The sequence below is a fragment of the Mesonia sp. K4-1 genome, from assembly GCF_008017825.1.
GTDB lineage: Bacteria > Bacteroidota > Bacteroidia > Flavobacteriales > Flavobacteriaceae > Mesonia.
The window spans coordinates 22,708-46,440 of sequence record NZ_VRLS01000012.1 but is presented as its reverse complement, the minus strand read 5'-3'; the positions used below and the strand labels follow the sequence as shown (position 1 = coordinate 46,440).

20 protein-coding genes are annotated in these 23,733 nt (G+C 33.3%); 11 read left to right on the top strand and 9 right to left on the bottom strand.

Annotated features, from left to right (window positions below; translation table 11 throughout):
• From FT986_RS01230 to FT986_RS01215, 4 genes are read right to left on the bottom strand one after another with little or no spacing between them, the layout of a single operon-like run.
• The gene (locus FT986_RS01230) at positions 1-1,038 is read right to left on the bottom strand and encodes a carboxypeptidase-like regulatory domain-containing protein (RefSeq protein ID WP_147863458.1); all 1,038 of its coding nucleotides are present in this window, start codon (positions 1,036-1,038) and stop codon (positions 1-3) included.
• Entirely contained in the window at positions 1,031-2,842 is a 1,812-nt protein-coding gene (locus tag FT986_RS01225) for a lysophospholipid acyltransferase family protein (protein WP_147863457.1), read from the bottom strand. The genes FT986_RS01230 and FT986_RS01225 overlap by 8 nt, the downstream gene beginning before the upstream one ends.
• Before the next feature lie 51 nt (positions 2,843-2,893).
• Entirely contained in the window at positions 2,894-4,138 is a 1,245-nt protein-coding gene (locus FT986_RS01220) for an aspartate kinase (RefSeq protein WP_147863456.1), read from the bottom strand.
• The gene (locus FT986_RS01215) at positions 4,135-4,611 is read right to left on the bottom strand and encodes a GNAT family N-acetyltransferase (protein WP_147863455.1); all 477 of its coding nucleotides are present in this window, start codon (positions 4,609-4,611) and stop codon (positions 4,135-4,137) included. The genes FT986_RS01220 and FT986_RS01215 overlap by 4 nt, the downstream gene beginning before the upstream one ends.
• 75 nt (positions 4,612-4,686) lie before the next feature.
• On the opposite strand from FT986_RS01215, the gene fbp reads away from it, so the two are divergent.
• Positions 4,687-5,691: a class 1 fructose-bisphosphatase gene (gene fbp, locus FT986_RS01210; RefSeq protein WP_111539947.1), complete on the top strand. Its 1,005-nt coding sequence runs from the start codon at positions 4,687-4,689 to the stop codon at positions 5,689-5,691.
• A 71-nt stretch (positions 5,692-5,762) separates the two neighbouring features.
• On the opposite strand, the gene FT986_RS01205 is transcribed toward fbp, so the two are convergent.
• Complete coding sequence (locus tag FT986_RS01205; protein WP_111539948.1) at positions 5,763-6,185, bottom strand: TerB family tellurite resistance protein; 423 nt, start codon at positions 6,183-6,185, stop codon at positions 5,763-5,765.
• Between the two features lie 199 nt (positions 6,186-6,384).
• On the opposite strand from FT986_RS01205, the gene ileS reads away from it, so the two are divergent.
• From ileS to FT986_RS01185, 4 genes are all read left to right on the top strand, one after another.
• The gene (ileS, locus tag FT986_RS01200; protein WP_147863454.1) at positions 6,385-9,786 is read left to right on the top strand and encodes an isoleucine--tRNA ligase; all 3,402 of its coding nucleotides are present in this window, start codon (positions 6,385-6,387) and stop codon (positions 9,784-9,786) included.
• A 6-nt stretch (positions 9,787-9,792) separates the two neighbouring features.
• Complete coding sequence (locus tag FT986_RS01195) at positions 9,793-10,176, top strand: TraR/DksA C4-type zinc finger protein (RefSeq protein WP_111539949.1); 384 nt, start codon at positions 9,793-9,795, stop codon at positions 10,174-10,176.
• Between the two features lie 63 nt (positions 10,177-10,239).
• Positions 10,240-10,863 carry a hypothetical protein gene (locus FT986_RS01190; protein WP_147863453.1) on the top strand — a complete coding sequence of 208 codons (624 nt, stop codon included), beginning with the start codon at positions 10,240-10,242 and terminating at the stop codon, positions 10,861-10,863.
• 35 nt (positions 10,864-10,898) lie between these two features.
• Positions 10,899-11,510: a lipoprotein signal peptidase gene (locus FT986_RS01185; protein WP_111539951.1), complete on the top strand. Its 612-nt coding sequence runs from the start codon at positions 10,899-10,901 to the stop codon at positions 11,508-11,510.
• Here the strand turns inward: FT986_RS01185 and FT986_RS01180 are convergent.
• The 4 genes from FT986_RS01180 to FT986_RS01165 are packed head-to-tail and all read right to left on the bottom strand — an operon-like array spanning position 11,507 to position 14,363.
• A complete protein-coding gene (locus FT986_RS01180) occupies positions 11,507-12,070 on the bottom strand; it encodes a 5-formyltetrahydrofolate cyclo-ligase (protein ID WP_255505875.1) in 564 nt (187 codons plus the stop codon). The genes FT986_RS01185 and FT986_RS01180 overlap by 4 nt on opposite strands.
• Position 12,071: 1 nt before the next feature.
• On the bottom strand, positions 12,072-13,043 hold the full coding sequence (locus tag FT986_RS01175) for a succinylglutamate desuccinylase/aspartoacylase family protein (RefSeq protein WP_147863451.1): 972 nt from the start codon (positions 13,041-13,043) through the stop codon (positions 12,072-12,074).
• A 5-nt stretch (positions 13,044-13,048) separates the two neighbouring features.
• On the bottom strand, positions 13,049-13,921 hold the full coding sequence (gene rimK / locus FT986_RS01170; protein WP_111539954.1) for a 30S ribosomal protein S6--L-glutamate ligase: 873 nt from the start codon (positions 13,919-13,921) through the stop codon (positions 13,049-13,051).
• 7 nt (positions 13,922-13,928) lie between these two features.
• Positions 13,929-14,363 carry a RimK/LysX family protein gene (locus FT986_RS01165; protein WP_147863450.1) on the bottom strand — a complete coding sequence of 145 codons (435 nt, stop codon included), beginning with the start codon at positions 14,361-14,363 and terminating at the stop codon, positions 13,929-13,931.
• Between the two features lie 257 nt (positions 14,364-14,620).
• Here FT986_RS01165 and uvrC point away from each other — a divergent pair, with 257 nt between their 5' ends.
• From uvrC to FT986_RS01135, 6 genes are all read left to right on the top strand, one after another.
• A complete protein-coding gene (gene uvrC, locus FT986_RS01160) occupies positions 14,621-16,426 on the top strand; it encodes an excinuclease ABC subunit UvrC (protein WP_147863449.1) in 1,806 nt (601 codons plus the stop codon).
• Positions 16,423-18,666, top strand: coding sequence for a patatin-like phospholipase family protein (locus tag FT986_RS01155; protein ID WP_147863448.1), 2,244 nt, complete (start codon positions 16,423-16,425; stop codon positions 18,664-18,666). Before uvrC ends, FT986_RS01155 begins: the two co-directional genes overlap by 4 nt.
• A gap of 92 nt (positions 18,667-18,758) precedes the next feature.
• Positions 18,759-19,928, top strand: a complete 1,170-nt coding sequence (locus FT986_RS01150; protein WP_147863447.1) for a homogentisate 1,2-dioxygenase — start codon at positions 18,759-18,761, stop codon at positions 19,926-19,928.
• A gap of 105 nt (positions 19,929-20,033) precedes the next feature.
• Complete coding sequence (gene hppD, locus FT986_RS01145) at positions 20,034-21,203, top strand: 4-hydroxyphenylpyruvate dioxygenase (RefSeq protein WP_147863446.1); 1,170 nt, start codon at positions 20,034-20,036, stop codon at positions 21,201-21,203.
• A 297-nt stretch (positions 21,204-21,500) separates the two neighbouring features.
• Positions 21,501-22,274 (top strand): DUF3108 domain-containing protein, encoded by a 774-nt coding sequence (locus tag FT986_RS01140; protein ID WP_147863445.1) that lies wholly within the window; start codon positions 21,501-21,503, stop codon positions 22,272-22,274.
• Positions 22,275-22,395: 121 nt separating this feature from the next.
• Positions 22,396-23,634, top strand: coding sequence for a peptidoglycan DD-metalloendopeptidase family protein (locus FT986_RS01135; RefSeq protein ID WP_147863444.1), 1,239 nt, complete (start codon positions 22,396-22,398; stop codon positions 23,632-23,634).
• Positions 23,635-23,733: the final 99 nt, after the last annotated feature.

The window sequence follows — 23,733 nt, the reverse complement described above, 5'->3', positions numbered from 1 at the left end:
TTATTTCAATTTATAATTTAAGGGAAGGAGTGAGGACATTTTCTCTTTCCCCATTTCTCCCCCAAAATATAAGGAATTTATAGGAGAAAAGTTTCCGTAGGCATCAATGTAGAATGTAGTTGGGTTTTTATCTACCTGTATAAAAGATTGATCAAAACCATCGTATAAAACAATTATTTTATCGGCTAAGATATCTACAGTTGTAAGATCTGTATCTTCAGTAATTTTAAAAAACCTATAAGGAAGTACTTCGTTCTTGTCGTAAACTATTTTGTACTTGTTTTCAACTAGCTTTTTACTGGCCAAACTTCGCATAAAATGTAAAATAGAACCTACATAAGCTTTGTCTCTTCGTTCTATGATTTTATGCTTGGTTTTATCTTTTAATTCCTTGAAAAAAGAAGTTCCAGCAAAGTAAGAAGAATGTTCGTTGTAATGGGTTTGTCTTCTACCATCTTTGGTATAGACTATTTTTCTAAAAACTACTTCAAAATCTATAAGGTCGTACTCAATCAAATAACCTAAGTATTTATTCTGAACCCTTAACGGAATTTTACTCGTTGCCACCAAGGTATTTGTAGAAGGAATAAACCGAAGTTTTACGTCATCCTCATTTAAAATTTTGATCTTTTTATCTTTGTGATCTTCTCCTAAGAACCATTTTCTAAAATAAGCGAGTTTCCTCTTTCTTGGCCAAGGATCATTTTCTATAAAAACTTCTTCTAAATCACTAACTCCTTTTTTTAATACAATAGTTTCTAAAACGATGATTTCCTTATTCAGAGAAATTTCTTTAATTATTGAATTGTATCCTAAGGAACTTATAATTAACGGAGCTTGAGTAGCTTTATCTATTTGTAAAGAGAATTTACCTTGAGAATTGGTGACCGTGCCAAAAGTGGTTCCGTCAAAGTAAATATTGGCGCTTTCAATAGGTTGTTGAGATTCGTCTACAACCGTTCCTTGAATGGTGTGTTGACCAAATATAAAATAGCTGTAGAAAAGGAAAGAAAATAAGAAGATTACTTTCTTATACATCTTGCTGACTAATTTTTTTCTCTAATTCTTCCTGAAATTCTTCCATTACAGGTTTTACAGTACTTTCAGGTAAATCGGCTATTCGAATATACATAAGGCCATCTACCGAATTATTAAACAAAGGATCTACGTTAAAGGCAATCACCTTTGCATTTTGTTTGATGTACTTTTTAAGCAGGACAGGCATTCTTAAACTGTCTGGCTCTAGTTCGTCTATAATTTTATCAAACTTATTTAAATCGGCTTCAGTTTCATCAAAAACAAAGTCTTTATCGGCATCTTTAAGCTTTACTTTATACTCCTTTTTTGGTCTCACGTATTGAGCTACATAGGGATCATAGTAATGAGATTTCATAAATTCAATCATCATAGATTTAGAGAATTCAGAAAATTTATTACTTATACTTACCCCTCCTATGAGGTATTTATGATCAGGAAAACGTAGTGTGCAATGAACTATCCCTTTCCAAAGTAAAAAAAGCGGCATAGGTTTTTGCTGATATTCTTTTACAATAAAGGCCCGACCCATTTCTATAGATTCGCTCATAAGTTTATGAAGCTCGGGTTCAAACCTAAATAATTGCTGTAAATAAAAGCCGTCAATACCATATTTTGGGAAGATGTTTAATCCAAATCCCATTCGGTAAGCACCTACAATTTTATCGGCGTCAGAATCATATAGGAAAAGATGGTGATAAAAATCGTCAAATTCATCTAAATCTGTTGGATTGTTAGTTCCTTCTCCAATGGCTCTAAAAGTAATTTCGCGCAAGCGTCCAATTTCTTTTACAATATTTGGAATATCTTTTCTTTCTGCTAAAAAGACTTCATAGTTTTTACTTACTAAAAGACGTTTTTCATTTTCTCTACAAAAGTCAATTTCTTGTTGCATCAAAAACTCTGATGTTTCTTTTACAATAGCTTTTGGAGGTCTGCTAGGAAATTTTATTTGTTTCGGAATATTCTTAAGTAAACTTTTCTTACCATCAAAACCACTAGAAAGCATATAGGTTTTTTTTCTTAAGAAAAGTGTATAATCTTCTAAGGTTTTATGCTGATTTTGATCTTCAACCGAAATAGGGTTTCCAATTCTTACCTTTATTTTTCGGTGCTTTTGCGTAAGCATTTCTCCGGGTAACTTTGCCGTCCTAAACGAATCATTCAATTTTGCCAGACGGTAAAAAGAACTACTATTTTTAGCGTGAAAATAGATAGGAACTACAGGAACCTGAGATTTTTGTATCAATTTCATGGCTTCTTGCAACCAAGGTCTATCTACAATTGTTTTATCTTCTTTATGTGTTGAAACTTCTCCAGCAGGAAAAATTCCTAATGGGTGTCCTTTGCGTAAATGTTGTATAGATTCTTTTATCCCCACCATGCTCGATTTTACTTCCTTTCGATTTTCAAAAGGATTAACAGGCATGATAAAAGGTTTCAAAGGCTCTAGTCGATGCAATAAAAAGTTGGCAATGATTTTAAAATCATTACGCTGCTTAATAAGTGTTTGCATGAGGATGATCCCATCAATTCCGCCAAGGGGATGGTTAGAAATAGTTATAAAAGGACCTGTTTTTGGGATTCTTTTCAAATCCTTTTCGGGGATTTCATAATCTATCTCTAAATGCTCTAAACAGGATTCTAAAAATTCTGGACCAGAAAGATGTTTACGGTCATCATAAATTTCATTGAGCGCATTTATTTTGGTAACACTCATTAGTGTAGCACTTAGAGCAGTACCTAAAAAGCCAAACTTGTTTAAGTTAAGTCCTTTAGCGACTTCTTTGGCGGTTACAATTCCCATTTATAGATTAGTTTATCTACAAAGATAGTAAAATAAGGCTTTTACGAATTTTTATTCTCTGGTAACTAATTGAACCGTTTCTCGAGTAAGCTGTTTTAATAAAACCTCTTTATCTTTTTCTATCTGATTTATAGCACTTTCAGTAAAATGTCTAATGGTATATAAGGATACATTTTTATTAAAAGAAACTCTAAATTTACCTCTTAAATGATTGATAAGTTGATCTACTTGTTTAAATCGATTATCTACGCAAACTGAAAAACTAATCGCAGAATTTTGAATAAGGTCTACCTTAACTTGGTATTTATGTAATAAAGCAAAAACTTCGCTAATATTTTCTTCTACAAAAAAAGAAAAGTCTAACGCTGAGAGGGAAAGTAAAACCAAGTTTTTCTTGACAATAAAACAAGGAATATGCGGATTTATCTTTTGACCGTTAGAAACGATAGTCCCTGCGTTTTCTGGATGGTAGAACGATTTTACAAATAAAGGAATTTCTCTTTTTTGAAGCGGTTGTAATGTTTTAGGGTGAATAATAGAAGCTCCGTAAAAAGCAAGTTCAATTGCTTCAGAATAAGAAACCTCATTTAAAAGAGTTGTGTTTTCAAAAACTCGGGGGTCACCGTTAAAAACGCCATCTACATCTTTCCAAATTGTAACGTCTTCCGCTTTTAAACAGTAAGCAAAAATTGCAGCACTATAATCACTACCCTCACGCCCTAATGTGGTGGTAAAATTATTAGCGTCTGAAGCTATAAAACCTTGTGTAATGTAGAGTTTATTTTTTTCGACAGCTTTATTGATGTTTTCACAAGTAAAATCCCAATTAACTTTAGCGTCGCGGTAAGTATGGTCAGTTTTCACTAAATTTCTAGCATCTAACCAAGTGTTTTCAATCTCATTTTTTTCTAGATAAGCACTAATAATCGTGGTGCTTATTAATTCTCCAAAAGAAATAACTTGGTCGTACACATAGTCATAATTTGGAGATTTGTTTCGCTGTAAAAATGATTCAAGTTCATGAAAAAGGAGATTTACTTTTGCATAAACTGGATGAGATGTGTTTTCAAACAACGGGTTTAAAATAGCTGTATGATAAGTTTTTAGATATTCGGTATCTATTTTGCTCTCACTAAAATAAATTTCAATAACTTTTTCTAAGGCATTCGTAGTTTTACCCATTGCAGAGATAATTACTACTTTATTAGATATTCCTGTTTTTTGTAATACTGAAGCGAGATTTCTTACTCCATCGGCATCTTTCACAGAGGCACCTCCAAATTTGAAAATCTTCATGAATTTAAAAAGTTTTTTATAGAGGTTTCGTCAAATTGTACTGTATTCCACTCGGGCATTACGTTTGCGCCTGTATTTTTATAAAATTCGATAGCATTTTTATTCCAATCAATCACTACCCATTCTACTCGTTTTACGTTCTGCTCTAAAGCATAGGTCATTACTTTTTTGTACAACGCAATACCTAATCCTTTTCCGCGAAAGCGATCTCTTACCATTAAATCTTCTAAATGTACTGTTTTTCCTTTCCAGGTAGAATATCTAAAGTAAATTAAAGCCATACCTTGTATTTTATCATCAACTTCGGCTACAAAACATTTAAAAAGTGGTTGTTTCCCAAACCCATCCTTTTTTAATTGTTCTGCATCTATGATGACAGCGTTAGGTTCTTTTTCAAAATGCGCTAGTTCTTTAATAAGTTCTAACACTTGTGGCATATCTTCTGGTTGAGATTCTCTTACATTTATATTCATAGTCTAAGGCTTTATCACAAAAATAGTGATTAGAAAGTCTTTTTTTCTATTTTTGTGGGATAAACCAATCATGTAATGGCAAAAAAGAACCAAACTTTAGGAGAATTTATTATTGAGAACCAAGAAGCCTTTCAATATTCTTCGGGAGAATTATCAAGATTAATCAATTCTATTCGTTTGGCAGCCAAAGTGGTCAACCACGAGGTGAACAAAGCTGGTTTAGTAGATATTTTAGGCGCTGCAGGAGAGACAAATATACAAGGCGAAGATCAGCAAAAGTTAGATGTTTATGCTAACGAAAAATTTATACAGACGCTTACCAATAGAGAAATTGTTTGCGGAATAGCATCTGAAGAAAATGATGATTTTATTACCATTTGTGGACAAAAGGAAGATCATAACAATAAGTATGTAGTGTTAATGGATCCGCTTGACGGAAGTTCTAACATAGATGTGAATGTATCTGTGGGAACTATCTTTTCAGTTTATCGAAGAGTAACTCCGTTAGGAACTCCAGTAACTATTGACGATTTCTTACAACCAGGAAGTGAACAAGTAGCTGCAGGATATATAGTATATGGTACTTCTACCATGCTGGTTTATACTACAGGTCACGGGGTAAATGGATTTACTTTAAACCCTGCCATTGGGACTTATTATTTATCACACCCAGATATGAAATTTCCTGAAGACGGAAATATCTATTCAATAAATGAAGGGAATTATGCTCATTTCCCACAGGGAGTAAAAGATTATATAAAATACTGCCAGACCGAAGAAGACAATCGTCCTTATACTTCGCGATATATAGGAAGTTTGGTGTCAGACATTCATAGAAATATGATAAAAGGAGGAATTTATATTTATCCAAAAAGCTCAAAATCTTCTAATGGAAAGTTGAGGTTGTTGTATGAATGTAATCCTATGGCTTTTATTGTAGAGCAAGCTGGTGGTAAAGCTAGTGACGGTCACCAAAGAATTATGGATTTAAAACCTACAGAGCTTCATCAAAGAGTTCCTTTTTTCTGCGGAAGTAAAAATATGGTAGAAAAAGCAGAGGAATTTATGAAGAAAAAATAAAACGGGAAGTTCCCGTTTTATTTTTTATAATATTAAAAAGGTCTTTTCACAGTAATTTGAAAAGGCTTTTTTTATTTTCTATTCAATAAGTAGATGTAATCATCAAAAGATAAACTACCTAAAATTTGATTTGATCTTTTTATGATTTTATCAGAATCTTCTGTAGAGAATCCTAAACCAATAGCAAATCTCTTCAATAAGAAAGCTTCTTGCTCATCTATTTCGTGATCCGCGTAAATAACCGTAAGTAAATCAAATAAACGCTCTAATCTCTTCTCGGTAGTATTAGGAGGGTTTATAGGGAATCCTGAAGGATTCTTAATTATTTTAGCGTAATCTTCTTCGTTAATATCTAACTTTCTGGCAAGGCGCTTTAATACTTTTTCCTCTTCTGGATTAATCTCACCATCTACTGATGCTAACGTTACAATAGAAGCAAAGTGACCAAGATTACGAGAATGTTCTCCTGTACCAAACAAATCTGAAAATGACATAATTTCTTAGTTTTTTATAAGGCAAATATAACCAAATCACTGTACATAAGCCTTTAAAATTTCTCTATAATATTTAGCTTGCGCTGAAATAAATTACAAATATTTTTCTTGTGTATAAATACCACTAGTTTTTTTTAATTCAGTTACTTCTGTTTAGCAAAAATCCTTAATTTCGCAAATCATTTTGAAAGCGCATACCATGAGTACAAAATTTACTGAATATAAAGAACTTAACCTTCCCGTAATCGCTAAGGAAATCTTAGATTTTTGGAAAGAGGAAAACATATTTGATAAAAGTGTAAGTACAAGAGAAGGAAAAGAACCTTTCGTATTTTTTGAAGGACCGCCATCGGCTAATGGTCTTCCAGGAATTCACCATGTGATGGCGCGAAGTATAAAAGACATTTTTTGCCGATATAAAACTCAAAAAGGTTTCTTAGTAAAGCGTAAAGCAGGATGGGATACACACGGTTTACCTGTTGAGTTAGGTGTAGAAAAAGAATTAGGCATTACCAAAGAAGATATAGGTACTAAAATTAGTGTAGAAGCATACAATGATGCGTGTAAAAATGCGGTGATGCGTTATACCGATGTTTGGAAAAACCTTACCGAACAAATGGGCTATTGGGTAAATATGGATGATCCTTATGTTACCTATAAGTCTAAGTATATGGAAACCGTTTGGTGGTTGCTTTCAGAGATTTATAAAAAAGACCTTATTTATAAGGGTTATACGATACAACCATATTCTCCAAAAGCAGGGACAGGTTTAAGTTCACATGAGTTAAACCAACCAGGAACCTATCAAGATGTAACCGATACTACCGTAACGGCACAATTTAAAGCAGTTTCTAGTACGTTACCAGATAATTTAGCAGAATTTGGTACTATACATTTTATTGCTTGGACGACCACCCCGTGGACATTACCCAGTAATACAGCATTAACCGTAGGTCCAAAAATTGAATATGCATTGGTAAAAACATATAATCAATATACGTTTGAGCCTGTACAAATTGTTGTGGCTAAAAATTTAGTCAGTAAACAGTTTGATAAAAAATTCGTAGAAACTGAAAACGAAGAGGTGATTGAAGCCTATAAACAGGGAGATAAAAAAATCCCTTATATGGTGATCGATACCTTTATGGGGAAAGATTTGGTAGGTATAAAATATGAGCAATTATTGCCTTATGCTTTACCTTTTGAAAATCCAGAAAATGCGTTTAGAATTATTTCGGGAGATTTTGTAACTACAGAAGATGGAACAGGGATTGTTCATACCGCGCCAACTTTTGGAGCAGATGATGCGTTGGTTGCTAAACAAGCTACACCGCAAATTCCTCCAATGTTAGTTAAAGACGAGAACGATAATTTAGTTCCGTTGGTAGATTTACAAGGTAGATTCAGAGCAGAAATGGGTGAATTTGCTGGAAAATACGTAAAGAATGAATATTATGATGAAGAAGATGCTCCAGAGAAATCTGTAGACGTAGAAATTGCTATTAAATTAAAAGAAGAAAATAAAGCTTTTAAAGTAGAAAAATACGTACACAGTTATCCAAATTGTTGGCGTACAGATAAACCTATATTATATTATCCATTAGACTCTTGGTTTATCAAAGTGACCGAAGTAAAAGATCGTATGCACGAACTTAACAAAGGCATTAATTGGAAACCTAAATCTACAGGAGAAGGCCGTTTTGGTAATTGGTTGGCAAACGCTAATGACTGGAACCTTTCTCGTTCACGATATTGGGGAATCCCACTACCTATTTGGCGTACCGAAGATGGTAGAGAAGAGATTCTTATTGGTTCTATTGCAGAATTAAAGCAGGAAATGCAAAAATCTGTAGAAGCTGGCTTTATGAAAAATGACGCTTTCGCGGAATTTGAAGTCGGTAATATGACAGATGAGAACTATGAAAAAGTAGATTTACATAAAAATGTTGTAGATCAAATCACGCTAGTTTCTCCTTCCGGGAAACCGATGAAAAGAGAGGCAGATTTGATAGATGTTTGGTTTGATTCTGGTTCTATGCCTTACGCACAATGGCATTATCCATTTGAGAATAAAGAACAAGTAGAGAACGGAGATAAAAAAGCAGATTTTATTGCTGAAGGGGTAGATCAAACGCGTGGATGGTTCTATACGTTGCATGCCATTGCAACCATGATCTTCGATGATGTAGCCTATAAAAATGTGGTTTCAAACGGATTGGTGCTCGATAAACACGGACAAAAAATGTCTAAACGTTTAGGGAACGCTGCAGATCCTTTCGATACTTTGGCAGCTTTTGGTCCAGATGCTACCCGTTGGTACATGATTTCTAATGCCAATCCTTGGGATAATTTAAAATTTGATATTGAAGGAATTGCAGAAGTAAGAAGAAAATTCTTTGGGACATTATATAACACCTATTCGTTCTTTACTTTATATGCAAATATTGATCAATTCACGTACAAAGAAGATGACGTTGCTTTAGAAAACAGACCAGAAATTGATCGATGGATATTATCTGAACTGCATACCCTTATCGGAAAAGTAGACAAGTTTTATGAAGAATATGAGCCTACGAGAGCAGCTAGAGCTATCTCTGAGTTTGTACAAGAAAATCTAAGCAACTGGTTTGTGCGTTTAAGCAGAAGAAGATTTTGGAAAGGAGATTATGAACAAGATAAAATATCTGCTTATCAAACCTTATATACGTGTTTAGAAACCGTAGCAAAATTAAGTGCGTCAATCGCTCCATTTTATATGGATAGGCTTTACAAAGACTTAACAAATACTACGCAAAAAGAAAAGTTTGAAAGTGTACATTTGGCTGCATTTCCACAGCAAGATAAAACGTTTATAGATGAAGCGTTAGAAAGAAAAATGGAAAAGGCTCAAATTATTTCTTCTTTGGTATTATCACTACGTAAAAAAGAAATGATTAAAGTGCGTCAACCTTTACAACGTATTATGATTCCTGTGTTAGATAATCAAGTACGTGAAGAAATTATGGCGGTTAAAGATCTTATTATGTCAGAGGTGAATGTAAAAGAAATCGAGCTAATCGATGACACTTCGGGGATTTTAGTTAAGAATATTAAGCCTAATTTTAAAACTTTAGGTCCCCGTTTTGGTAAAGATATGAAACTCGTTGTTGCAGCGATAAATAAGCTCGAAGCAAGCGATATTTCTACTATAGAAATGAAGGGTGAAATTTCTTTAGAAATTAACGGAAAAATGACTACTTTGCAGCTCGCCGATGTAGAAATTTCTTCTGAAGATATCGAAGGTTGGTTAGTCGCAAGTAACGCAGGTATCACTGTTGCTTTAGATGCTACGATTAATGAAGGCCTTAGGAAAGAAGGAGTTGCACGCGAAATGGTCAATAGAATTCAAAACTTAAGAAAAGACTCTGGTTTTGAAGTGACCGATAAGATAATGGTGACAATTAAAAAAGACGGCGTGGTCGAGCAGGCAGTCTTAGATAACGAAGAGTATATTAAAAACGAAACACTTACTGCTCAGCTCGAACTAGCAGAAAGTATGGACGAAGGTATAGAAGTTGTATTTGATGATGTGAATACCCTTTTGTCTATTAAAAAACAATAATTAACTATGAACACAGAAACCACAGAAAGATACAGCGATGCAGATTTAGAAGAATTTAGAACAATTATTCTAGAGAAAATGGCTAGTGCTAACAAGCAATTAGAGATGTATAAAAGCGCTTATATGAACGATAGTTCTAATGGTACAGATGATACTTCTCCAACCTTTAAAGCGTTTGATGAAGGTAGCGAAACCATGAGTAAAGAAGCGAACTCACAGTTAGCAATTCGTCAGGAGAAATTTATAAGAGACCTAAAAAATGCGATTATTCGTATAGAAAATAAGTCTTACGGAATTTGCCGTGTAACAGGAAAACTAATTAAGAAAGAAAGATTAATGTTGGTCCCTCATGCAACTTTAAGTATTGAAGCGAAGAACCTTCAAAAATAAACATATTATTTTATAATCAATTTAAACGCTCCTTTTAGGAGCGTTTTTTGATATATTAAGTTGATGAAGTATACATTTTTTATTCTTTTTTTTGCACTAGTTTTTTCAGCGAAAGCACAATCGATCGTAGAGAGAAAAATAGCTATTGACCACATAGAGCAACTTCATTTAAAAGTTGATGAAGTTTTTGGTGTATATATATCTACTAATCCAAAAATTAACGAGCTAAAGATAAAATCTTATTCTGAAGGGGAATATGCTCAAAATATAGGGTTTAACTTTACGGAAGAAAATAAAACCTTAACTATTCAAACCGTTTTTCCTGAAATTTTAACCAGTGGTTACGATAAGTTAAGCGCTCACAAAGTATTTGCAGTACGTTTAGAAATAGAAATACCTAAACATAAAAGCGTTATTGTTCAATCTGATCTCGCTTCCGTTTACGGAAATGGAAATTATACTTATTTTGAAGCAGAATTGAAATCGGGAAGGTGTGAATTACATCAATTTTCGGGGAAAGCGCTTGTCAACACCTTTAAAGGAGATATTGAGGTGGGAACTCTCGAAGAAAAGATAACAGCTTTTTCTACTCACGGTACGGTGAAAATGGAACCTACTTTTAAAAAAGGAAATAAAATTTCTTTAAAAAGTATTGATGGTGACATTAATGTAAGGCATGAAGAATAAAAATAGTATTTTTACGACCTTAAAATGCCTAATCCATGTCCATTAAGAAAGCGACGCTATTTATTATCTTAGTCTTACTCATAGACCAAATCTCAAAAATTTATATTAAAACCAATTTTGTATTGGGCGAAGACGTTCACGTTTTTGACTGGTTTAAAATACTTTTTATAGAAAATAATGGTATGGCTTGGGGAGCTCAAATCCCAGGTGAGTATGGGAAATTAATTTTAACCCTTTTTAGATTAGTAGCAATCGTTGGTATTGGGTACTGGCTTTGGGATTCGGTAAGAAAAAACGGATCTAGGGTTTTAATTATATCTATTTCTTTAATTTTTGCTGGTGCTCTGGGAAATATTATCGATTCCGTTTTTTACGGACTTATATTTAACGACAGTACCAATCAATTAGCGAGCTTTATGCCTGCTGAAGGTGGTTACGGAACCTTATTTCACGGTAAGGTCGTAGATATGCTTTATTTTCCGCTATGGAGCGGCGTTTTACCCGAATGGATTCCTTTTTGGGGCGGAGAGTATTTTACTTTCTTTGAACCTGTATTTAACATCGCAGATTCTGCCATTACTATTGGAGTAATTTTATTGATTATCTTCAATAAAAGAGCATTTCCTAAAGAGGAGAAGCAAGATTAAAACGTATAGACTTTCTCTGGCGTAACGCAATAATCCAAAGGAATATCTAAAGGAGAAGCTTCAATAGGATGTTTTTCTGCTTCAAAAAAAGAGAGACCTATTTTGACCACATTTGGTGAGCATTTTTCTAAAAATCGGTCGTAAAAACCTTTACCGTAGCCAATTCTATTTCCGTTAAGGTCAAAAGCAAGAAGCGGAAGAAAAATTACTTCTAGTTGTTGAGGTTGTATTTCTATTCCGTTTTGTGGTTCAGGAATTCCCCACTCATTTATTTTTATAGGTGTAGCATCTGTCAATAAAAAATGTTGCATTTCTAAAGTTGTAAAATCACTTTTAGAAACTACGATGTTTTTATCTTTTCCGCTAAGGATATGAAGTAGAAATTCGGTATCTACTTCTTTATGTTGAGCAATACTTAGAAATAGATGATAAAACTGATAATCCCAAACATGTAAAGACAAAAGTTGATTAGCAATTGCCATACTTTGTTCTTCTATTTCCTCTTTAGATAATAGCGTTCTTTTGGCTTTGTATGCTTTACGGATTTGATTTTTACTCACCTTAAGCGTGTTTTGAAATATGAAAAATAGCATCTCCTTGGTAAACAATAGGAGATTGATTAACATTAATCACATAACCTGTAGTGTTGGCTTTTACTTTATGTCTAAACTCTCCATAAGGATCGGTAATAATAGCAATGTATTCTCCTTTTTCTACCGCTTTCCCAATAGGAATTTTTATGTGTAGAAGTCCGCTATATTTAGCTCTTACCCAAGCGCTTTGTTCTATGAGGATAGTTTCATCTTCTTTTACAGGTACTTCTATATTATCTTGAAGCATCTCTAAATGACTTAAAATACGCATGGTTCCCTCTACACCTGCTTTTGCAATGTTTTTATTGCTATCTAATGATTTTCCACCTTCAAATAATAAAATAGGTTTTCCCATTTTGGCACAAGCATCTCTAAAAGACTTAGCAATGTTGGCAGAATATACGGTAAAAGGAGCATTAAATATTTGCGCATATTTCATAAGCTCATCGTCGTTTTTTCTAATTCTAATTTGCGAAGCGTTAAAACGACTGGCTCCACCCGTATGAAAATCTAAACAAAGATCTGCTACAGGTAATATTTCTTGCACAAATTGGTAGGCAAATCTACTGGCTAAAGCTCCATTTTGAGATCCAGGAAACATGCGGTTAAGGTCACGACCATCGGGAAACTCTCTCGTTAGGTTGAGGAACCCAAAAATATTAACTACAGGAATACAAATGACTGTACCTTTTTTAGGCTTATTGATTTTTTTGGCAATAATTTGCCGAATTACCTCAATCCCATTAATTTCATCTCCGTGAATACCTGCCGTAAGTAAAATAATGGGACCTGGATTTTTAGAGCGCTCAATAATAATGGGCACTTCTACCGGGCTGGTGGTAAAAAGTTTTGCGGTATTAAAATTAATACGAGCGCTTTCACCTGGCTTTATACGTTGTTCTAAAATAGTAAGAACATTTTTTTTATCGATATAAGCCATATCGTCTATATGTTTTTTTCGATGTATCTAATAATGGTTTTAGCAATGTCTTTTCCAGTGGCTTTTTCTATTCCTTCTAAACCTGGAGAAGAGTTTACCTCAAGGATTAAAGGTCCGCGTGTACTTTGTAATAAATCTACTCCCGCCACACCTAAGCCCATGGCTTTACAGGCTTTTACGGCTGCAATTTCTTCTTCATCGGTCAACTGAATCACTTCTGCAGAGCCTCCACGGTGTAAATTAGATCTAAATTCTCCTTCTTTTCCTTGTCTTTTCATGGCACCTACTACGTGACCATCGACCACAAAAGCTCTAATATCTGCTCCTTTTGCTTCTTTAATAAATTCTTGAACTATCACACGAGCTTGTAGACCGTTAAATGCTTCAATAACCGATTGAGCTGCATTTTTAGTTTCTGCTAAAACTACACCAAGACCTTGAGTTCCTTCTAAAAGTTTTATAACCAAGGGTGTGCCACCAACTTGATTAATGACTCCTTCTACGTCTCGAGAATAGTTAGTAAAAACAGTTTTTGGTAAACCTATTTTAGCACGAGATAATACCTGTAAGCTTCTTAATTTATCTCTACTTCTTACTAAAGCTTCAGAATCTATGGTGGTGAAAGCGCCCATCATTTCAAATTGGCGCACCACGGCAGTACCGTAAAAGGTAACCGATGATCCTATTCTAGGAATAATAGCATCTACGTTTTCTATGTATCCACCTTTATAGTAAATGTTGGGTTTTCTTTTTTCAATTACGATATCGCATTTAAGCGGATCAATAACTTCTACTTCGTGCTTTCTTTTTTTAGCCGCTTCAACCAAACGTTTAGTAGAGTATAAATTGGCGTTTCTTGATAATATTTTAATATTCATAATAGTGTTATTGATCTTGTTGTTGAAAAGATAAATCTTTTAGTTGGGTGTCAACGATAAATTTATTGTTTAAAAATTTTCTTCCGATAAGGACAGGGAATTTCATTTCTTGTCGATCATTCAGCGAAAGCGAAATTTTATAAGTCTTATTAAATAATTGAATGGTAGATTTTACTTCATAACGCTCTTGCGCTAGTCCGTTACTACTTCTTACAGTAATTTTTTTGTATTCTTTAAATGTAAATATCATCGAGTTATATTGGGGATGATCTTCATCTAAAAATGTACATTTAAGAATACCATTTTCTTCTGTAATGTCTTTACAGTGAATAGAGGAGGTGTATGCACCCGTATCTATCTTTATAGCAATCTCTTCGAGCTGTAAATCGGGAAAATTTACAATATCACTTCGTCCAATAATTTTTTTCTCTTTCTTATACATGTGGTAAAAATAACAATCTCACTGTTTTAACCATAAAATTTGTTTTAAACTAACAGTTTCTTAATCTACTTAAAAATAAACGAAGCAAAAAATATAGGTTTGATTTTCTTTAAAAATAAGAATACCTGGTATTAAAAACTTAAATTTATGGAAGAAATAAGGCTCCAAAAATAAACTAAAATGTTTAATAAAAAATAGTTTTTAAGGATACTCACAGTTTCTTTTAAAAGTATAAAACAAACTTTATCTTTGAGGGTATGGAGCAGGCATCTTTAGAGGTACAAATAAAAACCCTTCCTTCTAGTCCGGGGGTCTATCAATACTATGATAAGAACGGGAAAATTCTTTATGTAGGGAAGGCAAAAAATCTAAAAAAAAGGGTAAACTCTTATTTTAATAAAAAGCACGATAGCCACCGCATTGGTGTGATGGTTAAGAAAATACACGATATAAAACATATCGTTGTTAATTCTGAAACCGATGCTTTACTGTTAGAAAACAACCTTATCAAAAAATACCAGCCACGTTTTAACGTGATGCTTAAAGATGATAAAACCTATCCTTGGATTTGTATAAAAAACGAACGTTTTCCTAGAGTATTTCCTACGCGTAGAGTCATAAAAGATGGGAGTGAATATTACGGACCTTTTACTAGTTTTAAAACAGTAAATACTTTATTGGATCTTATTAAAGGTTTATATCAATTGCGAACTTGTAATTATGATTTGGCCGAAGAAAAAATTCAGCAAGGAAAATATAAAGTTTGCTTAGAATATCATTTAGGAAATTGTAAAGGTCCTTGTGAAGGAAATCAATATGAGGTTGAGTACAATAAAAATATAGAGCACATTCGACAAATTGTAAAAGGAGATTTTAAAGACTCTTTACTAAAGTTTAGGGAGCAAATGAAAATGCACGCCGAAGCTATGGAGTTTGAAGAAGCTCAAAAAATTAAAGATAAAATAGATGTTCTAGAAAAGTATCAATCTAAATCTACGGTAGTTAATCCTAAAATTAATAATGTAGATGTTTTCTCTATAACGAGCGATGAAGGCTATGGTTATGTCAATTTTTTACAGCTTTCTCACGGTTCAATTATTCGATCACATACTATCGAAATGAAGAAAAAGCTAGAGGAAAGCGATAAAGAACTCCTTGAACTTGCTGTTGTAGAAATTAGGCAACGTTTTAACTCTCTGTCGAGGGAAATTTATGTGCCCTTTCCAATTAACTTAGGGGAAGATATAAAAGTGACAGTTCCTAAATTGGGTGATAAAAAAGCGATTGTAGATTTATCTTTACGGAATGCGAAATACTTCCGTCAAGATCGTTTTAAGCAAATGAAAATTATTGATCCAGATCGTCATGTCAATCGATTAATGGCGCAAATGAAAAAAGATTTGCGACTTCATGAAGAACCAAGACATATAGAATGTTTTGATAATTCTAACATACAAGGAACCAACCCAGTTGCAGCTTGTGTAGTTTTTAAGAACGGAAAGGCAAGTAAAAGAGATTACCGTAAATTTAATATTAAAACCGTAGAAGGTCCAGATGATTTTGCATCTATGGAAGAAGTGGTGTTTAGAAGGTACAGAAGACTTTTAAATGAGGATGAACCTTTACCGCAACTCATTATTATTGATGGAGGAAAAGGTCAATTATCTTCTGCGGTGAAAGCATTAGATGATTTAGGCTTACGCGGAAAAATAGCCATAATAGGTATTGCTAAACGTTTAGAAGAATTGTTTTATCCGGGAGATAAATATCCTCTATATTTAGACAAAAAAACGGAAACCTTAAAAATTATTCAACAGTTAAGAAATGAAGCCCACCGTTTTGGGATAACTTTCCATAGAAATAAGAGAAGTAATGCTGCGCTAGGAACCGAACTAGAATCTATAGAAGGGATTGGAGAAAAGACAGCGGTAGAGTTATTAAAGCAATTTAGATCGATTAAGAGAATCTCAGAGGCTACTAAAAAAGAGCTAGTAGATGTGGTAGGAGTTTCTAAAGGGAGCTTAGTGTTCGAATTTTATCAGAAAAAAAAGGAAAAGGAATGAAAAACCTGCTTTACATTCTCTTGTTCTTGACAGGAAGTATTTTTGCTCAGGAAAACACTACTTCAAAAAAAGATTTGAAAGTAGGTGTGGTTCTAAGTGGTGGCGGAGCAAAAGGCTTGGCGCATATTGGTGCGTTAAAAAAAATTGATGAAGCAGGGATAAGAGTAGATTATATTGCAGGAACAAGTATGGGGGCAATAATAGGCTCATTGTATGCAGCAGGATATACACCTCACCAATTAGATTCTATCTTTAGAGAAACCAATTTCAATACCTTAATACAAGATGATCTTCCTCGAAGTGTAAAAACTTTTTACGAACGTAAAGATTCAGAGCGTTATACATTAACGTTACCATTCGATGATTTTAAGCTTTCATTTCCTTCGGGATTATCAAAAGGGCAAAATCTTTATAATCTTCTTTCGCAGTTAACAGCTCATGTAAATAACATTCAGCAATTTGAAAATCTGCCAATTCCATTTTTTTGCATAGGAACTAATATGGAAACTGGGGAAGCTGTTATTTTGGAAAATGGATCTTTGGCGCAGGCAGTTTCTGCAAGCGGAGCAATCCCTACATTATTTAGTCCAGTAGAAATTGAAGGAAAATTGATGACAGATGGAGGAATTGCTAATAACTATCCTATTGAAGAATTAAAATCTAGGGGAGTCGATTTTATTATTGGTGTAGATGTACAAGATAGTTTGGTAGATAGAAAGAAACTCCAATCGGTTTTTGAGATTATGACACAGGTCAATAACTTTAGAACGATTGAAGCCATGAAAGAAAAAAGAGAAAAAACAGATTTATATATAAAACCAGATATTATAGATTTTTCAGTTCTTTCTTTTGAAAAGGGCAGTAAAATTATAAAAAAAGGAGAAGAAGCTGCTGATAAAAAAATTGAAGAATTGAAAGCAATTGCAGCTCAGCAAAACCCTCAAAAATATGAAGTAAGAAAACCCGTCATACTTCAAGATTCAATTTACATTCATCAAATAGAGATTGTAGGAAATCACAATTATCCTAGAAATTATATTCGTGGTAAATTAAAGTTGGAGACACAAAGATTAACTTCATATCAAGATTTAAACAGGGGGATTAATACACTCTCTGCCACAGGGAATTTTAAACGCGTAGAATACAGTCTTGTGCCTAATGCGAAAAATACCTATAACCTAAGATTGAGAGTAACCGAAAATAAAAATAACACCTATTTACGCTTAGGCTTACATTATGATGAGTTGTTTAGAAGTGCTGCATTGGTAAATCTCACGAAAAAAAGTTTGTTTTTAACCAACGATATTATTTCGTTAGATTTCATTGCGGGAGATAATTTTAGATACGATTTTCAATACTATATAGATAAAGGAAACTATTGGAGTATAGGAATAAACTCGAGAGTGAGTCAATTTAATAAGGACGTAGACTTCGATTTTTTAAAACAAAATTCAACCATTGGTGATTATAATGTAAATAAAGTAGAGTTAGAAAACTTCGATTTTACCAATCAAATTTACGCAGAAACCTTCTTTTTAAAGTTTTTTAAATTAGGTTTAGGTGCAGAACATAAATATTCAAAAGTTGAAACCGAAACTATTATAGATCAAAAGGCAGATGAGCAGCTCCCATTTACTATATTAGAACAAAGCAACGTATTTAGCGCTTTAGGTTATTTAGAATATGACACCTACGATAATTCTTATTTTCCGAGTAAGGGGATTCATTTTAGAGGAGATTTTAATCTATATCTTTTCGATTCTAGGTCTACTTTTAACTTTTCAGAATTTTCAATAGCAAAAGGAACAGTAGGCTATGCATTTAGTCCGTTGCCAAAAGTAAGTACCAGATTGCAAACAGAAACAGGCTTTCGAGTAGGAAATAACGATATGTCTTTTCTCAATTTTTCCCTTGGTGGATATGGTAATCTACCTATTAATAATATTGTTCAATTTTATGGATATGACTTTTTTACCATTACAGGAGACAGTTATATAAAAGGGTTAATAGACATAGATTATGAATTTATTAAAAAAAATCACCTTATAGCCAGCTATAATATAGCCAACGTAGATGATGATTTGTATAAAACAGGAGAATGGTTCTCTTCACCAGATTTTACAGGTTTCGCTCTTGGTTATGGCTTAGAAACTATTTTAGGGCCTGTAGAGTTAAAATACACCTATTCTCCAGAAAGAGGTGAAAGTGAATGGTTTTTTGCACTCGGGTATTATTTTTAGGTTTTAAAGAGCGTTTAAAATTTTAAAAAGCAAGCTCACAAAAAACAATAGAACAGAAAATTTTCCGATATTTGTGAAAAGCCCATTTAGTTATGCCATTTTATCATAAATTAGGAAAAATACCTCCCAAACGTCATACGATTTTCAAAAAGCCCAATGGTGATTTGTATTATGAACAACTTTTTGGGACCATAGGTTTTGACGGGATGTCTACCAATCTTTATCACGAACATAGACCAACACAAATAAAGAGTGTGAAAGACCCTTATAGCATAAAGCCTAAAATTGCAGTAGAAAACAATATAAAATCATATCGCTTTCGCGGATTTCAAACTGTTCCCGCGCCAGATTTTTTAGAAAGTAGAAAAGTAGTTTTAACCAATTCAGATTGTTCGATTGCCTTAGCGGCACCACAGGAATCTATGGGAGACTATTTTTATAAAAATTCAGATGAAGATGAACTTCTTTTTATTCATAAAGGAACAGGGAAGTTAAGAACTCACTTGGGGAATCTCGACTTTAAATATGGAGATTATCTTTTAATACCAAGAGGGACTATTTATAAAATAGATTTTGACGATGAAGATAATCGCTTATTTATTGTAGAGTCTAACAGACCTATTTATACGCCAAAGCGCTATAGAAATCATTTTGGTCAATTACTAGAACATTCTCCTTTTTGCGAAAGAGATATAAGAAGACCTTATGAGTTAGAAACAAATGATGAGAAAGGAGAATTTCTCATGAAAATAAAAAAACAAGGAGAAATATTTGACGTTACTTATGCTACTCACCCTTTCGATGTAGTAGGTTATGACGGTTACAATTACCCTTACGCATTTTCAATTCACGATTTTGAGCCTATTACAGGTCGAATTCATCAACCACCACCAGTACATCAAACCTTTGAAACCGATGCTTTTGTAGTATGTAGTTTCTGTCCGAGATTATACGATTATCATCCAGAATCTATTCCAGCGCCTTATAATCATAGTAATATAGATAGTGATGAGGTGTTGTATTATGTAGATGGAGATTTTATGAGTAGAAATGATATTGATGCAGGTCATATCTCCTTGCATCCTGCAGGAATTCCTCACGGTCCGCATCCAGGAGCGGTAGAAAGAAGCATAGGGCAAACTAAAACTGAAGAACTTGCAGTGATGGTAGATACTTTTAAGCCTTTAAAAGTTACTGAAGAGGGAATGAAAATAGCAGATGACACTTATCACAAATCTTGGTTAGACGAAAATCATGCTTAGCGAAAAATTACAATTAAACATTTCCGCGCAAGCGAGAGCTATGTGGTAAACTATTTATAGGTAGTGCATAGTTCTGAGAATGTTTAATAAAATAAAAATAAGAAAATGAGTAAAAAAAATATAGAATCAGTTAATTACGGATTAGAAAAAATATTTGAAGGAGCGCAAGATTTTTTGCCACTTTTGGGTACAGATTATGTAGAGTTATACGTTGGTAATGCTAAGCAAGCTGCGCACTTTTATAAGACAGCGTTTGGATTTCAATCGTTAGCTTATAAAGGACTTGAAACTGGAAGTAGAGATACTGTCTCTTACGTATTAAAACAAGATAAAATAAGATTGGTGTTAACTTCTCCTTTAACTTCAAAACAAGAAGACATCAATAACCATATTGTTAAGCATGGGGACGGTGTTAAAGTTGTCGCTCTATGGGTAGAAGATGCAAGATCTGCTTGGGAAGAAACCACAAAACGCGGAGCTAAATCTTTTTTAGAACCAACGGTTGAGAAAGATGAGAGTGGAGAAATTGTAAAAGCTGGAATCTACACTTACGGTGAAACGGTTCATATGTTTATTGAGCGTAAAAACTTTAATGGAACATTTTTACCAGGTTACGTAAAATGGGAATCAGATTATAGTCCAGAACCAGTTGGTTTAAAATTTATTGACCATATGGTAGGAAATGTAGGTTGGAATGAAATGGACGTATGGGTAAAATGGTATGAAGATGTAATGGGGTTTGTTAACTTCCTTTCTTTTGATGATAAACAAATACATACTGAATACTCTGCTTTGATGAGTAAGGTGATGAGTAATGGTAATGGAAGAATAAAATTCCCAATTAATGAACCTGCGGAAGGGATGAAGAAATCTCAAATTGAGGAGTATTTAGATTTTTATGAAGGTCCTGGAGTACAACACATCGCAGTAGCAACAGATGATATTATTAAAACCGTATCAGATCTAAGATCTAGAGGGGTGGAGTTTTTATCTACACCACCAGAGGAATATTATAAAGCTGTACCAGGAAGATTAGAAGAACACAGCCACGAACTGCGTGAAGATATTGAAAGATTAAAAAGTTTAGGGATAATGGTAGATGCCGATGAAGAAGGTTATTTACTACAAATCTTTACTAAGCCAATACAAGACAGACCAACCTTATTTTTTGAGATAATTCAACGAATGGGAGCTCGAGGATTTGGTGCAGGTAACTTTAAAGCCCTTTTTGAGTCTATTGAAAGAGAACAAGAATTGCGAGGAACACTTAACTAACTCACAAATAGTTAGAGATTAATTAACTAAAACACATTTTATTTACTGATTTGATGTAGAAAAGGTTAAAGTTTATTTTTTTACATCCTACCTTTGCAAGTTGCTGTACTTTTGCACAGCATTTTTGGAGTGGTTACCAAAATTGTAAATTTGAAATTTTTTTTCATAAATTTAAGTTTTAGTTGGTTAATAAGCATTAAACCCCATCATTAAATTTGATGGGGTTTTTTGTTTTTCTATTTTTGGAATAGAAATTGTAAAATAATTAAAAGAGCCTCCATTAACCAACTTAACATTATGAAAAAATCAGTTTTAATTATAGCAATTTGCTTGATAAATATTTCCGCTTTAGCGCAATCAGAAAAAGCATATAAGGCTGGAGAATGGTTTAAATTTAGAATTCACTATGGGTGGTTTAATGCGAGTTATGCTACGCTAGAAGTGAAAGATGAATTGTACAATAATAAAGAGGTATTTCATATAGTTGGTAAAGGAAAATCTACTGGATTGTTAGATTTATTTTTTGAAGTTAATGACGATTATCAAACTTATATTTCTAAAGACACACAACAGCCTTTATATTTTATAAGAAAAATAAACGAAGGCGGTCATACTAAAGACAAAGAGATATTTTTTGATCAAAATAAAAATGTCGCAAGAGTAATTGATAATAAGCATAAAACAGAAAAGACTTTTTCAACCAAAAAAGAAGTTCAAGATATGTTATCTGTTTTTTATTTTTTAAGAAATAAAATAGATCATAAAACAATTGAGCCTGGCGATGAAATTGTACTCGATTTGTTTTTTGACGATGAGAATTATCGTTTTAAAACTGTTTTTTTAAAGAGAGAAGTCGTGAAAACTAAGTTTGGAAAGGTTAAGTGTTTAAAATTTAGACCTTATGTACAAGCAGATCGAATATTTGAAGAAGAAGAAAGTCTCACGTTTTGGGTAAGTGATGACAAAAATAAAATGCCTGTAAAAATTAAAGCGGAACTGGCTGTAGGTTCTCTCGAAGCAGATTTGGAGGAATACAAAGGTTTAAAAAATCCATTTTCAGCAAAAAAATAGAACATAGCTTATTAAAAGGTTAAATAAAGCATAATAAATAAGCTGCTATTAAGTTGTATAGAAGTATAGCATTAAATATTTTTGATAAAATTTTTTAAAAATATAACTGAACCAATTTCTTTTGAAAAAAATATCTTACCTCCCTTTAATATTATTAATTCTAATTGCAGTTGGCTGTGAGTTCGACGAGGCGCCAAAGGAAGAAGTCCAAACAGAAATAAAAAAACCAAAACCTTCTATTAAAGAGTATGGTTTTACACTAGATGATTATGAAGTCTATAGAGATACGGTAAGATCGGGCGATAGTTTTGGGGCGATAATGGATTCTCATGGAGTTACTAGAGGGAGAGTTTTTGAGGTTTCAGAAAAAGTAAAAGATGTTTTTGATCCTGCGAGAATCAATGTTGGTAAGCCATACACTATATTAAAGTCTAAAGATTCCTTGTCTAACGTGGAGGTATTTATCTACGAAGAAAGTAGAATAAATTATACGGTTGTTAATTTAAAAGATAGTATTTCTGCTTTAAGAAATAAAAAGCCGGTAACTATTAAAAAAAATATAGTATCGGGAGTGATAACTTCTTCTCTTTCTGCTGCTATGGATAATGAAGGATTAAGTATTTTACTAGCAGATAAGTTGGCCGATATTTACCAATGGAAAATAGATTTCTTTAAAATTCAAAAAGGAGATCAGTTTAAAATTATTTATAACGAAAAATATATAAACGATACGGTCTACGCCGGATTAGCAAACATAGAGGCGGCTGTATTAACGCATTATAAGAATCCATATTACGCTTTTGAATTTGGTAAAGATTCCCTTAGCGGATTTGCAAAATTTTATGATGAAGAAGCCAATTCACTCCAAAGCTTCTTTTTAAAAGCTCCGTTAAAATATTCTAGAATCTCATCACGCTATACCAAAAGAAGATTTCATCCTGTTCAAAAAAGATGGAAAGCTCATAAAGGAACAGACTATGCTGCACCTACAGGCACGCCAATCTGGTCAACTGCAGATGGTGTCGTTATTAAGTCAAGTTACACGAGAGGAAATGGAAATTACGTAAAAGTACGTCATAATGATAAGTACACCACTCAATATTTGCACATGTCTAAACGTAATGCAAAAGTGGGTCAACGTGTAAAACAAGGTGATGTTATAGGTTATGTAGGTAGTACAGGATTAGCTACTGGGCCACACGTTTGTTATCGTTTTTGGGTTTATGGAAAACAGGTGGATCCTTACAAGCAAAATCTACCTAGTTCAGAACCTCTTAAAGAGTCTTTAAAGCCTATGTATTTTGCTAAAATGGACTCTCTAAAAAAGGATTTAGGTCAGATAAAATTTAAAGAAATCTAGATTTTCAGGACATCTGAAGTATTACTTAACATTTTAGTAACCCAAAAGTTAAGATTTTCATAATTAATATTGAACTTTTTATTGTTAGATTTGCCGCGA

Bases quoted from the DNA above. Each gene is read 5' to 3' on its own strand.
- FT986_RS01230 (WP_147863458.1), bottom strand. From the start codon at position 1,038: ATGTATAAGAAAGTAATCTTCTTATTTTCTTTCCTTTTCTACAGCTAT.
- FT986_RS01225 (WP_147863457.1), bottom strand. From the start codon at position 2,842: ATGGGAATTGTAACCGCCAAAGAAGTCGCTAAAGGACTTAACTTAAAC.
- FT986_RS01220 (WP_147863456.1), bottom strand. From the start codon at position 4,138: ATGAAGATTTTCAAATTTGGAGGTGCCTCTGTGAAAGATGCCGATGGA.
- FT986_RS01215 (WP_147863455.1), bottom strand. From the start codon at position 4,611: ATGAATATAAATGTAAGAGAATCTCAACCAGAAGATATGCCACAAGTG.
- fbp (WP_111539947.1), top strand. From the start codon at position 4,687: ATGGCAAAAAAGAACCAAACTTTAGGAGAATTTATTATTGAGAACCAA.
- FT986_RS01205 (WP_111539948.1), bottom strand. From the start codon at position 6,185: ATGTCATTTTCAGATTTGTTTGGTACAGGAGAACATTCTCGTAATCTT.
- ileS (WP_147863454.1), top strand. From the start codon at position 6,385: ATGAGTACAAAATTTACTGAATATAAAGAACTTAACCTTCCCGTAATC.
- FT986_RS01195 (WP_111539949.1), top strand. From the start codon at position 9,793: ATGAACACAGAAACCACAGAAAGATACAGCGATGCAGATTTAGAAGAA.
- FT986_RS01190 (WP_147863453.1), top strand. From the start codon at position 10,240: ATGAAGTATACATTTTTTATTCTTTTTTTTGCACTAGTTTTTTCAGCG.
- FT986_RS01185 (WP_111539951.1), top strand. From the start codon at position 10,899: ATGTCCATTAAGAAAGCGACGCTATTTATTATCTTAGTCTTACTCATA.
- FT986_RS01175 (WP_147863451.1), bottom strand. From the start codon at position 13,043: ATGGCTTATATCGATAAAAAAAATGTTCTTACTATTTTAGAACAACGT.
- rimK (WP_111539954.1), bottom strand. From the start codon at position 13,921: ATGAATATTAAAATATTATCAAGAAACGCCAATTTATACTCTACTAAA.
- FT986_RS01165 (WP_147863450.1), bottom strand. From the start codon at position 14,363: ATGTATAAGAAAGAGAAAAAAATTATTGGACGAAGTGATATTGTAAAT.
- uvrC (WP_147863449.1), top strand. From the start codon at position 14,621: ATGGAGCAGGCATCTTTAGAGGTACAAATAAAAACCCTTCCTTCTAGT.
- FT986_RS01155 (WP_147863448.1), top strand. From the start codon at position 16,423: ATGAAAAACCTGCTTTACATTCTCTTGTTCTTGACAGGAAGTATTTTT.
- FT986_RS01150 (WP_147863447.1), top strand. From the start codon at position 18,759: ATGCCATTTTATCATAAATTAGGAAAAATACCTCCCAAACGTCATACG.
- hppD (WP_147863446.1), top strand. From the start codon at position 20,034: ATGAGTAAAAAAAATATAGAATCAGTTAATTACGGATTAGAAAAAATA.
- FT986_RS01140 (WP_147863445.1), top strand. From the start codon at position 21,501: ATGAAAAAATCAGTTTTAATTATAGCAATTTGCTTGATAAATATTTCC.